Here is a 13644-nt window from a genome sequence, read left to right on the forward strand (position 1 = left end):
TAATTTTTAGCTTATTATTAAAAAGTAAAAAACACAGAAGCCAAAAATTGAAACTCGAACAACATTTGTCAATAATTATCTTTATAATTCAAAGACATCTTTAAATTTAGCGATTCGGAATCCTTGCTTAATTACCAATTGACTCTCCTTACTCTCAATATCAATTACTGGATTGCTGTGGTTAAAATGAATAAAAATAATTTTGCCTTTTTCATTTTTATTTAGGTCTTTAAATTTTTTCATACTCTCAATAATAAAAGGATGAGGAATTTGGCTTATGTCTCTGTTGTTAATTTCTTGACCACTATAAAAAGTAGCATCTAAAAACGCATAATCTACCTGTTTAATTTCATCAATAATATTTTTATTCCATTTGTCCCATTTGTCAATATCTGGGATAAACAAAGCAGTTTTATTAGGGCCTTTAATTTTGTAACCCACTGTTTCAGAATACTCATCTCTATGCGGTACTAAAATTGGCGTTACTTTAATAGCCTCAGATAAATAAATTGTTTTTTCATTTTCCATTTCATGAATCGCAACATTATTTTGTGCTATAAGTTGATCCCAAGGGCCATTATTTGTAAGAAAATTTTTCATTCTAGGCATTACATAAAGAGGAACACTTTTAGCGTTCACTGCTTCTTTTCCTAAATACATTAATCCTGTATAATGTCCAATATGTGCATGAGTTAAAAAGATGCCATCTACAAACTCTTTATTATTATTTACACATTTAGTAAGTATTTTCATTTGTGCAACAATATCAGGAGTTGCATCAAATAAATAGGATTTAGAATTCTGTGAATCAATCAATCCTAATGAGGACACCTTTCTATTGAAATCTGGATTTTGAAAAAGATTTATACAGCATTTTTTTTTGCAACCCATTTGTGGTGAGCCTGCATCTTGTATTGTTCCAAGAATTACCAGAGAAGTAGTCTTAATATAAAGTTCAGGTTGCGTTTTTGTTAAAACTATTTGTTTTGAAGGTTTTTTTTCAGAACACGAAAAGATAAAAATCAGGAAAAAGAAAATATAATATTTATTCATTTTTTTTTAGGTCTGTACTTTTTAGTTGATTTAGTGCTAAATTTTTAACAAGCAATCATTACAAATATAGAATAATTTGTGTTTAGGCTGAGTACAATAACTCAATAAAAACATTCGTTAAAGGATTAAGCCAATAAAACATAGCCATGGTTACCTTTTTGCACCTTATTATTAATGTTATGTTTTATTTCAAGTAAGAATTTAACATCCATAAAGTTTTTTCGGTTTGAGAAATTAAATCACTCATTATACTTACAGTACCCTCATCTTCTGCACTTGAAGCAAGCGATAAAATAAATCGTTCTTTTTCGATTAAAATAGAAAAATTTTTTACAATAATTTCAACACCTTGTACCCCATTTGTAATGTTTTTTTCCTCTTTAACATCGGCAGTTTTAAGATAATCAGAAAATGAATGTAAGGGCTCTCCTTCTAGGGTTAAAATACGTTCTGATATTTGATCAACTATAATAATGGCTTCATTGTATAATTCTTCAAATTTTAAATGTAATTCAAAAAAGTTTTTTCCTTTTATGTTCCAATGCAATCCGCGTAGGTTTTGATAAAATAATTGATAGTTTGCTAATAAATCATTTAACTTAGCCGTAAGTACAAAAGACTTATCCTTGTCTATCCCTATTGAGTTTTTCATAGTTTTATGTTTTCTATTATAATTTATACCCCTATTTTAATATATAAAAAGTCTAACATTTAATATTAATAATCATATTGGTGTTTATTTTTAACTGTATATTAAAATAAACAATTTTGTTTTTCAAATGTACAAAAAATAAAATAAAAGATTATTTATTCAATAGGATCATATTATCTATTCTGGATTTAAGATCTTCAGATTTTGATAGTGATTTTAGAGTATCTTTAGCAAAACGAACTGTTTGCCATTTATAATGATTGGTCAAGCTTAATAATGATTGTAACACATTGTCAGTAATGATGTTAAAATCTATTAAAATTTCAATTGCTTTTTGACGGGTAACAACATCAAAAGACACTTTTGTAAACTCAAGCAGTTCTTTAATAACTAATTGATTATTAATGTTGTAGTTTTTATTATAAACGAACAACATGGTTAAATGAGCCAATTTTAAATTAAAATTTAATCCTTCCCAATTTTTTGACAAATCCAAATATTTTTTTCGTTCTGACGGAAAATTAGCAAATAATTTATATAATGTAATTTCTCTAGTTATATATGAATCATCATCCAACAAACTTTCAAAAGCAACTCTAAATTTAGTTGGTATTTTGTTTGTAGTTTCTGCAACAGTTTGTCTAATTTTAATGTTATTTGTTGCTAAAGCTGCTTTAATAATTTGTTGCTTATTTTCAAATGAAATTGCCTCTATTTGATATAAAACATCTTGTTTTAAACCAAAATAAGCTTCACCTTTCATAATTTCTAAAAAGTCCTCTGTTAAATCGTCTGTGTTATTTGTATATGCAGAAAGATTTGATGTACTTGAACTTATTAATGTTTGAAATTCATCCCAATTAAAATCAGCTGACTCCAACCATCTTTTTTTAAAAAGTGCTACATCATAAGAGCTCACTTTTTTAATTTCGTTTAAAAAATCATCGGTATCTACGTTTTTAAAGGCATAGGTATTTAGGTAATTTTGAACCGCTTTTTTAAATGCATCATCTCCAACATTGGTTCGTAGAACATGTAGTGCACAAGCGCCTTTTTTATAAAACGTTAACGAGCTTGCCTTTTCATTCAAAATTGGGATGGAATCGTATTTTAAATTTGCTTTTAACTCTAGAGCATATTCATTTAATTTACGGTTAAAATAATCGACACCATAAATTTTTTGCTCAGCCCATAAAGCATAATATGTTGCAAAACCTTCATGCAACCAATGGTGTTTACTTTTGTTTGCGGTTATTAAATTTCCAAACCATTGGTGGGCCAATTCGTGAGCGTTTACGTTTACATAGCTTTTATCATTAAAGCCAATTGAGTCTACAACAAAATCTTGCGAAAAAATGGTAGAAGTGGTGTTTTCCATCCCTGCATATAAAAAATCTCGAACAGGAACTTGACGGTAAATTTGCCATGGGTACTTTACTCCTATTTGGTGTTCAAAAAAATCAAAAATTTGTTTGGAATAACGATACGTAGGCTCAAATTTTAGAGTGTCTTTTTTGTCTAAATAAAACTCTAATACTACACCTGTTTTTGATTTGCAACTTTGTTTGGCATAATTTCCAACAGCTAGCATAAGTAAATAAGACGACATGGGTTTTTGCATGGAATACGTCCAAACGTGAGTTTTATCATTATGTTTTTTTAAAATACCATTTGACAATACCACATCATTTTCATTCATTTGAACTGAAATATTAAAAATCACTTTTTCATTTACATCATCAAAACTAGGAAACCAATGACTGGTATATTTGCCCTGTCCTTGCGTCCATATTTGTCCTGATTTTGAAGTCGAATTTTTCCAATCTCCAGTAAAATACAAAGTTTGTTTTGGAATCGCTTTATAAGAAAAGGAAACTGTATTTTGACCTAATTTATAGCCTTCAAAAAGAAGTAGCTGCTTTTTTGTAACTTTAAAATTAACTGATTTATTATTTATCAAAAGATTTTGAAAGTTCATATTTACAGCATCAATTCGAAGGGTATCTATTACTTCTGCAACTTTAAATTTATAAATTAAAGTACCTTCAATTGACTTTTCAATTGCGTTGGGTTTTACAAGAGCATGACATGAGATAAAGTTTACTTTAGTACTTTGCTGTCCTAAAGTAAATAAAGGAATTAATACTAATAACCAAAAACGATTCATACCTGATATATTTAGTTTACGAATATAAACAATTTGGTTACAAGTAATTTTTAAATTAAAATTTTTACTCTTATCTTCGTTTTTTGAGATAGACCTTACAAATGAATTTATTTGAAACTCCTATAGAATATTTAAAGAGTGTTGGACCGCAACGAGGTGATCTACTTCGCAAGGAACTCAACATTCACAAATATGGTGACTTACTTCATTTGTTTCCCAACCGGTATATTGATAAAACCCACTATTTTAAAATCAATCAATTACAAAGCACCAATTCTGAATTTCAAATTGTAGGCAAAATAATCAACATTAAATCAGTAGAACAAGGAAAAGGAAAGTCGCGTTTAGAAGCCACTTTTAATGATGATACCGGTTCCATAAAATTGGTTTGGTTTCAAGGTCAAAAATGGATTCGAGAAAACATAAAAATAAATGAAATATATGTTATTTTTGGAAAAGTAGCTCAATTTGGCGGTGCATTCAATATGGTTCATCCAGAAATGGATTTACTTGATGAACATAAAGCAAATATAGTCTCAACGATGCAACCCGTATACCCAAGTACCGAAAAACTAACTAAAAGAGGTATTAGCAACAAAGTTATGAATAAGATGATGCAGCAGTTGTTTTTAGAAACTCATAGCCTTTTTGCCGAAACATTACCTCTATATTTGATTGAAAATTTTAAATTAATTTCTAAAAAAGAAGCTCTTTTATATATTCATTTCCCAAAAAATCAAGAGGTTTTATCCAAGGCTCAATTTCGCTTAAAGTTTGAAGAATTGTTTTTTATACAACTCCAACTCATTACAAAAAACTTAATTCGAAAACAAAAAATAAAAGGACATCCGTTTGAAAAAGTTGGTGTAAATTTTAATACGTTCTACAGCAATCATTTGCCTTTTGAACTTACCAATGCTCAAAAAAAGGTGTTAAAAGAAATTAGAAACGACATGGGGAGTAATGCCCAAATGAATCGTTTGTTGCAAGGTGATGTAGGGTCAGGTAAAACAATAGTCGCTTTAATGTGCATGTTAATTGCAAAAGATAATGGTTTTCAAAGTTGCTTGATGGCCCCTACAGAAATTTTAGCCAATCAACATTTTGTGGGATTAATCGAATTGGCCAATGATTTAGACATCAACATACAAATTTTAACAGGATCTAGTAAAACCTCAGAACGAAAAAAAATTCATGAAGCCCTAGAAAATGGTTCTTTAGACATTATTATAGGAACCCATGCTTTATTGGAAGATAAAGTAAAATTTCAAAATTTAGGGCTAGCCATTATAGACGAACAACACCGTTTTGGTGTGGAGCAACGCAGTAAATTATGGAAAAAAAACACTATTCCACCTCACATTTTAGTGATGACAGCTACTCCTATTCCTCGAACCTTAGCAATGAGTCTGTATGGTGATTTAGATATTTCTGTAATAGACGAATTACCTCCAGGTAGAAAACCCATTCAAACGGTGCATCGTTTTGACAGTAATCGATTAAAAGTATGGCGTTTTATAAAAGACGAAATAGCAAAGGGCAGGCAAATTTATATTGTATATCCATTAATAAACGAGTCGGAAACCATGGATTACAAAGATTTGATGGACGGTTATGAAAGTCTATCGCGTGATTTTCCGCTTCCCAATTATTCCATTTCTATATTGCACGGACAAATGAAACCCGCAGACAAAGATGAAGAAATGAAACGCTTTGCTGCAGGAAAAACAAATATAATGGTTGCAACTACTGTGATTGAAGTAGGAGTTAATATACCTAACGCATCGGTTATGATTATAGAAAGTGCCGAACGCTTTGGGCTTTCTCAATTGCATCAATTGCGCGGTCGTGTAGGTCGTGGAGCCGAACAAAGTTACTGCATTTTAATGACCAGCCACAAATTAAGTGATGACAGTAAAGTTCGCATGGAAACAATGGTTCGCACAAATGACGGCTTTGAAATTGCCGAAGTAGATTTAAAATTAAGAGGCCCTGGTGATTTGATGGGCAAACAACAAAGCGGTGTTTTAAATTTATTGATAGCCGACTTGGTTAAAGATAAAGAAATACTGCAATTAGCTCGTCATGAGGCTATTAAGCTATTAAAAGACGATGCGCCTATGGAAAAACCAGAACACAATAGACTTCGTGAAGTTTTTATTGAAATGAGTAAAAAGAAAAATATATGGAATTATATTAGTTAGTGATAATTGAACAATAACAAAAAATTAAACGATTAAACAAAAAATGGTACAATACAACCCAAAAGACTGGATTACATTCATATTTAGATTTCATAAATCAGATACATTTCGACAATTAATTCCGATGATGATTACTATTGGTTTATATTCTTATGGAGTAGCTTATTTAGAGATTGAGTATTGGAAATTATCAGATGATAGTCACGTTAAAAACATTACCATCATGCATGGAATGTTAGGTTTTGTGATTTCATTATTATTAGTTTTTAGAACAAACACAGCCTATGATCGTTGGTGGGAAGGTCGAAAACATTGGGGAGCTCTAGTAAATAACAGTCGAAATTTAGCCATTAAATTAGCTGTAATATTAAAAGACGAGCACGATAAAAACTTCTTCAGAAAAATAATTCCAGGTTATGCTTCTATTTTACAAAAACATTTAAATGATGAAGAAACGGCAAAAATGCTTTTTGAAGAATTAGATTTAGACATTGATCATCATAAGCATAGACCTAATCAAGTAGCAAAAATGATGTTTCAAAAAGTGCATGATTTACATGTTAGTGGCAAAATTTCAGGAGATCAATTAATCATAATTAACAGCGAAGTACAGTCCTTTACCGATATTTGTGGTGCTTGTGAACGAATCAAAAACACTCCTATTCCCTACTCTTACAGTTCATTTATCAAGAAATTCATCTTCTTTTATATCATGACATTGCCTTTTGGATATGTTTTTAGTTTAGGTTATTATGTGATTCCAGTTGTTGTTTTTACTTTCTATGTTTTAGCCAGTTTAGAGTTAATTGCAGAAGAAATTGAAGATCCTTTTGGAAATGATGCCAATGATTTACCAACCGTAAAATTAGCTAGTAACATTAAAAAACACGTAGAAGAAATAATTTAAATTACCTTTACTAAAATCTTTAAAATGAAAAAAATAGTATTACTATCCATAATTGCATTCTTTTTCTCAAATTGTAAAAAAGAAGAAACTACTTCTACCTATTACAAAATTGATTCTACCAAAATTCAAGATGGTGGCGTTAAAGTAATTCCGATTACAGCAAATGGTAAAACGTTTAACGTATGGACTAAACGTGTTGGAAATAACCCCAAAATTAAAGTTTTATTATTAAACGGAGGACCTGGAGCTACACACGAATATTTTGAATGTTTTGAAAATTTTATGCCTGCTGAAGGAATTGAATTTATTTATTATGATCAATTGGGTTGTGGAAATTCAGACAATCCTAATGATATTGCCTATTGGGACTTAGCACGCTATGTAGAAGAAGTTGAGCAAGTACGAATAGCACTAAACCTAAATGCAACTAATTGTTATGTTTTAGGTCATTCGTGGGGTGGAATTTTAGCTATGGAATATGCCTTAAAATATCAATCCAACATAAAGGGATTAATCATATCAAATATGATGTCTAGTTGCCCTGAGTATGGAAAATATGCCGATGATGTTTTGGCAAAACAAATGAACCCTACCATTTTAGCTCAAATTCAAAAAATAGAAGACAACAAAGATTTTTCGAATCCAAAATACATGGAATTATTACTGCCTAATTTTTATGAAGAACACATTTTGCGTTTACCTTCAAAAAATTGGCCAGAACCTGTTAATCGTTCGTTTGCCAAAATAAACCAGTCGCTTTATGTAACTATGCAAGGGCCTAGCGAATTTGGAATTGCAGGAAATTTAGAATTTTGGGATCGTACAAATGATTTAAAAAATATCACAATTCCAAGTTTAGTAATTGCAGCAACCCACGATACTATGGACCCTATCTTTATGGAAAAAATGAGTACATTATTGCCTAATGGCTCTTTTTTACTGTGTAAAAATGGTAGCCACATGGCTCTTTATGACGATCAACAAGCCTATTTTAAAGGATTAATATCATTTTTAAAAAATAACAACCAACTGTAGTTTTAGTTATAATTGTTGATTTGATTAATCGATTAAACAAATCAACAATTAACCTTTTAAACAATTAAACTTTACATTATATTTGCCGAATCATAAATTTGAACAAAAATGCGTATTTCATACAATTGGTTAAAACAATTTATTAAAATCGACTGGGAATCTGAAGAAACAGCTGCTTTATTAACCGATTTAGGTTTAGAGGTTGAAGGTGTCGAAAAATTCGAAAGCTTAAAAGGAGGTTTAAAAGGTGTAATTGTAGGTCATGTTTTGACTTGCGAAAAACATCCTGATGCTGATAAGTTAAAAATTACAACTGTTGATTTAGGCGATGGTAATCCTCCGGTTCAAATTGTATGTGGTGCTCCAAATGTAGCCGCTGGACAAAAAGTACCTGTAGCAACAATAGGAACCAAATTATATGACAAGGAAGGGAAATCTTTTGAAATAAAAAAAGGGAAAATTCGCGGACAAGAGAGTCACGGAATGATATGTGCTGAAGACGAATTAGGTCTTGGTGAAAGTCACGATGGAATATTAATTTTAGATAGTTCATTACTAGCGGGAACATTAGCAAAGGATGTTTTTAATATTGAGACTGATGAGGTTTTTGAAATAGGATTAACTCCCAACAGAGCAGATGCGATGAGTCACTGGGGTGTTGCACGTGATTTGCGTGCCGGATTAATTCAAAGCAACATCACAAGTGAATTAATTACTCCATCTGTAAGCAGTTTTAAAGTTGATAAACGTGTTTTAAAAATTGATATCGAAGTAGAAAACAAAAAATTAGTACCGCGCTATTGTGGTGTTACCATTTCTGGAATTGAAGTAAAATCGTCTCCAGCATGGTTACAAAACCGATTAAAATCTATTGGTATAACACCAAAAAATAATATTGTTGATGTTACCAATTATGTTATGCACGAATTGGGTCAACCTACTCACGCATTTGATGCCAATAAAATAAAAGGAAATAAAATTTTTGTTAAAACGGTTGAAGCGGGTACAAAATTTACCACACTTGATGGTGTTGAACGTATTTTAGATGCAGAAGATATTATGATTTGCAACGCAGAAGATCCAATGTGTATTGCAGGTGTTTATGGAGGGTTAAAATCAGGTGTGTCTGAAAACACTCAAAATATATTTTTAGAAAGTGCCTATTTCAATCCTATTTCGGTTCGTAAAACAGCCAAAAGGCACGGCTTAAATACCGATGCTTCTTTTCGATATGAACGCGGTATTGACCCAATTATCACAAAATATGCATTAAAGCGTGCAGCTTTATTAATTCAAGAAGTTGCAGGTGGTGAAATTACCTCAGATATTATAGAAATCAGTTCTAATATTGTTGAAGACTTTAGTGTGTTTTTAAGTTTTGACCGCATCAATAAAGTAATTGGTGAAGAACTAAACAGAGAAACCATTAAAACGATTTTAATGTCTTTAGAAATTAAAATCAACAGCATTACAGAAAGTGGCTTGGGCTTAACCATACCCGCATATCGTGTGGATGTTCAACGCGACATTGATGTGATAGAGGAAATTTTACGTGTATATGGTTATAACAGTATTGGTTTTAGTAAAAAAGTAAGTGCTACTATTTCCAATTCCCCACGTACTGAAGAATACAAAATTCAAAACATCCTTGCAAACCAATTGTGTTCGCAAGGATTTCATGAAATGATGGCTAATTCGTTGACCTCTCCCGAATATATTGAATTATCGGATCAATTAAGTCCCAATGAAACCGTTACGATTATCAATCCCTTGAGTACTGAACTTTCAGCCATGCGCCAATCGTTATTGTTTTCGGGTTTGGAAGCTATATCCTTTAACATCAACAGACGAAAAAATAATTTACGTTTGTATGAATTTGGAAAAACCTACCACAAAATTGAAAATGGTTTTGAAGAACGCAAGCATTTATGCCTGTACACAACAGGAAATAAAGCTGCAGAAAATTGGAATATAACAGCCTCAAAATCTGATTTTTTTTCAATGAAAGGATATGTGATGTCTTTGCTAACACGATTAGGATTAGATAAAAAAGTGAGCTCCTTACCTTTTGAAAACGATGTGTTTTCTGAAGGTCTAGCATTTGTTATAGGAAATGAACGCATTATCGAATTTGGAATTGTAAAAAAAGCTATTTTAAAATCATTTGATATCAAACAAGAAGTGGTATATGCAGATGTCAATTGGGAAAGTATTCAAAAATACATGAACAACAAATTAAAATTGAGCGAAATTTCAAAATTTCCTGATGTTCGTAGAGATTTGGCCTTATTGATAGACAAAGACATTACGTTTGAAGCTATATATAAAATTGCCAAACAAACTGACAAAACACTTATTAAAGAAATAAGCTTGTTTGATGTTTTTGAAGGAAATAACTTGCCCGAAAATAAAAAATCTTATGCGGTAAGTTTTATTATGAACGATGCAAACAAAACCTTGGACGAAAAACAAATTGAAAAAGTTATGCAAAAACTACAAACTAACTTTGAAAAAGAAGTTGGTGCAACATTGCGATAAAAAAATCATTTTGACAATAAATGGGGTTGTATTTTGTTGTTTTTTTGATAAAATCTTATAAAGCTTAAAACTTTTAATTATATAAATTTTTATTATGACTACCCTAGCTTCATGAAAAAAAATACACTTATACTGGCCTTTTTAATAACGTTTGGTGCAAACAGTCAAATTACAAAAAAAGTATTGTTTTTAGGCAACAGTTATACCTATTACAACGATTTACCATCTATGGTAAACAACATGGCGACAAGTACTGGAGATGTTTTAATTTATGACTCTAATACTGTAGGCGGTTATCGATTTTCAGATCATGCAGTAAACACTACAAGTCTTGCTAAAATTAATTCCAACACATGGGATTATGTAACCTTACAGGGACAAAGTCAAGAGACCTCTAAAAGTGAATCTACGATGCAAACTAGTGTGTATCCATATGTAACAACTCTTTGCAACGCCATAAGAGCAAACAATGAATGTTCACAGCCATTATTTTACATGACATGGGGGCGACAAAACGGTGATTTTAACAATTGTTCTAATTTACCTTGGGTATGTACTTATGAAGGTATGGATGATGCAATTAAAACTACCTATTTGTATATGGCTGATGCTAATGATGCCGAAGTTACACCCGTTAGTGCTGTATGGAGGTATTTGAGAACTAATAATTCCGCAATGAATTTGTATAATGCCGACGAATCTCATCCATCAGTATTGGGTTCATATGTTGCAGCTTGTGCTTTTTACACAATGATTTACAAAAAAGATCCAACTTTTATCACTTGGAATTCAACGATAAGTGCCAGTGATGCATTAACCATTAAAGCAGCCGTCAAAACAATTGTTTATGATCTATATGCAACGTATGATTTTACCATTAATCCTGCCTTATCTGATTTTTCTGAAGTTATAAACGGTTCACAGGTTGCTTTTACAAATTTGAGTAATACTTTTGATTCTGTTCTTTGGAATTTTGGTAATGGAATTACTTCTACAAATGAAAATCCATTGTATACATATCCTTTAACAGGTACATATACGGTATCGCTGACCACTACAAAATGTGGAAAATCGCATACGTTTACTAAAACAATAAACATTACTACTTTAGCTGTTTCACCTTTTGCAACACAAAACTTGATGGTGTTTCCAAACCCAGTTTTAAACAAGCTAAGGGTTCAGTTTCAAGAGAAATATAAGGATATTCAAATTATTATTGCAGATGCTAGTGGACGAACTATAATAAAACACAATGCGCATCAATTAAACATGATAGATGTTGATGTTTCTTATTTACAAAGTGGTAGTTATACACTTAGTATAACGGCAGATTCTATTGAGCATAAATTTAAAATTTTAAAAATTTAATAAGGATTTTCAAAAAAAAAAATGATTACTAAAAATCTGTTTTTTTTACTGTTTTTTATTGTACAACATTCCGTAGGTCAAGAATTTAAAACAGACTCTACTGCTTTAAACAAGCATGTTGATTTTAAACATAAAGCATTATTAGTGCCTGTTTTTTTAATTGGATACGGTGTTATAGGCGTTGAAAACAAACAAATAAAAAACATAAATTCAGAAATAAAAGAGGAGATAGTAGAGCATATTGATGGCAAAATAACAATAGATGATTTTTCACAATATGCACCATTTGCATCTGTATATACCTTAAATGCTATGGGTATAAAAGGTAAAAATAACATAAAAGATAGAACAATAATATTAGCAACGGCCTATTTAATAATGGGTGGCACTGTCAATATATTAAAAAAAACATCTAATATTATGCGACCAGATAACTCGTCAAAAAATTCATTTCCCTCAGGTCATACAGCGACTGCTTTTATGGGAGCCGAATTTTTGTATCAAGAATACAAAGATGTTTCTATTTGGTATGGATTATCAGGTTATGCTGTTGCTGCCGGAACAGGCTATTTTAGAATGTATAATGATAGACATTGGTTAACAGATGTTGCTGCTGGAGCGGGTATTGGTATTTTGAGTACTAAAATTGCTTATTGGATTCATCCCTTGATCAAAAAAACATTTTTTAAAAATAAAGAAAATACAAACGGAATAGTTATGCCTTTTTATAATGGAAAAGAATATGGCATGGCTATGTCTATGGCGTTTTAAAAATAGAACTTAATGGTATTATACCAAATCTACTTCCCACTCTATATTATTTCTATACCAAAGTTGACCATTAAACACTTCTAAAGGACTGTTGAAGTTATTGGAATACAAACCACCCGTACCTAAACCTTGAGGTAATTTATTATTCAAAGTATACGTAAATTGTGCAATAGCATTGAGACCAATATTACTTTCTAATGCCGATGTTATCCACCATTGAATTTGGAGTTTTTTTGCTATAGAAATCCATTCTAAAGTACCTTTAAATCCGCCAACTAAACTTGGTTTTAAAATGATAAATTGAGGGCTAATTTTTTGCAATAATGCCTGCTTTTCTTCTCTAGAAAACACACCAATTAACTCTTCATCTAAGGCAACAGGCAAAGGAGATATTTTGCACAATTCGGACATCTTGTCAGTAAGATTTTTTTGAATAGGTTGTTCTATGCTATGTATTTTATATTCAAATAATTGAGTTAATTTATTTAAAGCTTCATTAGAACTAAAAGCACCGTTGGCATCAACTCTGATTTCAATAGTTTTTTCGTCAAAATACTGCCTGATGTAGCGCAACAAATTCAATTCTTTTTCAAAATTTAGAGCCCCTATTTTTAATTTAATGCAGCTAAAGCCTTGTGTTAATTTTTCTTCAATTTGTTGCTTCATAAAAGCCTCATCGCCCATCCAAACTAAGCCATTAATCAATATGCTTTTATCTCCTTTTGTAAAATCAGATTCAAACAAATCAAAAGGGGTTTTGGAAGCTAATGAAAGGAAGGCCATTTCTATACCAAATTGAATAGAAGGAAATTCTAAAAGAAGCTCCCAAAGCTTATCTTTTCCTAAATGAATATTTTTGCAAACCCACTTCAATTTATCTTCATAATCGGGCCTATCGTCAATAGATAAGGTTCTTAAAATGCCACACTCTCCTATTCCAACTTTTGTG

General features: G+C 31.1%; 10 protein-coding genes. 6 read left to right on the forward strand and 4 right to left on the reverse strand.

The window, feature by feature from the left end:
- Positions 1–81: 81 nt before the first annotated feature.
- The 3 genes from AABM47_RS04910 to AABM47_RS04920 all read right to left on the reverse strand — a co-directional run bounded on the left by AABM47_RS04910 (position 82) and on the right by AABM47_RS04920 (position 3872).
- Positions 82–1053, reverse strand: a complete 972-nt coding sequence (locus AABM47_RS04910) for an MBL fold metallo-hydrolase (RefSeq protein ID WP_338409811.1) — start codon at positions 1051–1053, stop codon at positions 82–84.
- A 184-nt stretch (positions 1054–1237) separates the two neighbouring features.
- Positions 1238–1705, reverse strand: coding sequence for a Dps family protein (locus AABM47_RS04915; RefSeq protein ID WP_338409812.1), 468 nt, complete (start codon positions 1703–1705; stop codon positions 1238–1240).
- Positions 1706–1856: 151 nt separating this feature from the next.
- Positions 1857–3872: a M1 family metallopeptidase gene (locus AABM47_RS04920; protein WP_338409813.1), complete on the reverse strand. Its 2016-nt coding sequence runs from the start codon at positions 3870–3872 to the stop codon at positions 1857–1859.
- Positions 3873–3973: 101 nt separating this feature from the next.
- On the opposite strand from AABM47_RS04920, the gene recG reads away from it, so the two are divergent.
- The 6 genes from recG (at position 3974) to AABM47_RS04950 (ending at position 12695) form a co-directional block, all read left to right on the forward strand.
- Positions 3974–6076 carry an ATP-dependent DNA helicase RecG gene (recG, locus tag AABM47_RS04925; RefSeq protein ID WP_338409814.1) on the forward strand — a complete coding sequence of 701 codons (2103 nt, stop codon included), beginning with the start codon at positions 3974–3976 and terminating at the stop codon, positions 6074–6076.
- A gap of 43 nt (positions 6077–6119) precedes the next feature.
- Positions 6120–6983, forward strand: coding sequence for a bestrophin family ion channel (locus tag AABM47_RS04930; RefSeq protein WP_338409815.1), 864 nt, complete (start codon positions 6120–6122; stop codon positions 6981–6983).
- A gap of 24 nt (positions 6984–7007) precedes the next feature.
- Positions 7008–8018, forward strand: coding sequence for a proline iminopeptidase-family hydrolase (locus AABM47_RS04935; RefSeq protein ID WP_338409816.1), 1011 nt, complete (start codon positions 7008–7010; stop codon positions 8016–8018).
- Positions 8019–8126: 108 nt separating this feature from the next.
- On the forward strand, positions 8127–10556 hold the full coding sequence (pheT, locus tag AABM47_RS04940) for a phenylalanine--tRNA ligase subunit beta (protein WP_338409817.1): 2430 nt from the start codon (positions 8127–8129) through the stop codon (positions 10554–10556).
- A 111-nt stretch (positions 10557–10667) separates the two neighbouring features.
- Positions 10668–11924, forward strand: a complete 1257-nt coding sequence (locus tag AABM47_RS04945; RefSeq protein ID WP_338409818.1) for a DUF4886 domain-containing protein — start codon at positions 10668–10670, stop codon at positions 11922–11924.
- A 21-nt stretch (positions 11925–11945) separates the two neighbouring features.
- Entirely contained in the window at positions 11946–12695 is a 750-nt protein-coding gene (locus AABM47_RS04950; protein WP_338409819.1) for a phosphatase PAP2 family protein, read from the forward strand.
- 18 nt (positions 12696–12713) lie between these two features.
- Here AABM47_RS04950 and AABM47_RS04955 read toward each other — a convergent pair.
- Positions 12714–13644 (reverse strand): o-succinylbenzoate synthase (locus AABM47_RS04955; protein ID WP_338409820.1); only part of this gene is annotated, 931 nt, incomplete at its 5' end.

It is taken from the genome of uncultured Flavobacterium sp. (assembly GCF_963925415.1).
Lineage (GTDB): Bacteria > Bacteroidota > Bacteroidia > Flavobacteriales > Flavobacteriaceae > Flavobacterium.

Coding starts and splice junctions, on each gene's coding strand:
- AABM47_RS04945 (WP_338409818.1), top strand. CDS start 10,668: ATGAAAAAAAATACACTTATACTGGCCTTTTTAATAACGTTTGGTGCA.
- recG (WP_338409814.1), top strand. CDS start 3,974: ATGAATTTATTTGAAACTCCTATAGAATATTTAAAGAGTGTTGGACCG.
- AABM47_RS04920 (WP_338409813.1), bottom strand. CDS start 3,872: ATGAATCGTTTTTGGTTATTAGTATTAATTCCTTTATTTACTTTAGGA.
- AABM47_RS04915 (WP_338409812.1), bottom strand. CDS start 1,705: ATGAAAAACTCAATAGGGATAGACAAGGATAAGTCTTTTGTACTTACG.
- AABM47_RS04950 (WP_338409819.1), top strand. CDS start 11,946: ATGATTACTAAAAATCTGTTTTTTTTACTGTTTTTTATTGTACAACAT.
- AABM47_RS04910 (WP_338409811.1), bottom strand. CDS start 1,053: ATGAATAAATATTATATTTTCTTTTTCCTGATTTTTATCTTTTCGTGT.
- AABM47_RS04930 (WP_338409815.1), top strand. CDS start 6,120: ATGGTACAATACAACCCAAAAGACTGGATTACATTCATATTTAGATTT.
- pheT (WP_338409817.1), top strand. CDS start 8,127: ATGCGTATTTCATACAATTGGTTAAAACAATTTATTAAAATCGACTGG.
- AABM47_RS04935 (WP_338409816.1), top strand. CDS start 7,008: ATGAAAAAAATAGTATTACTATCCATAATTGCATTCTTTTTCTCAAAT.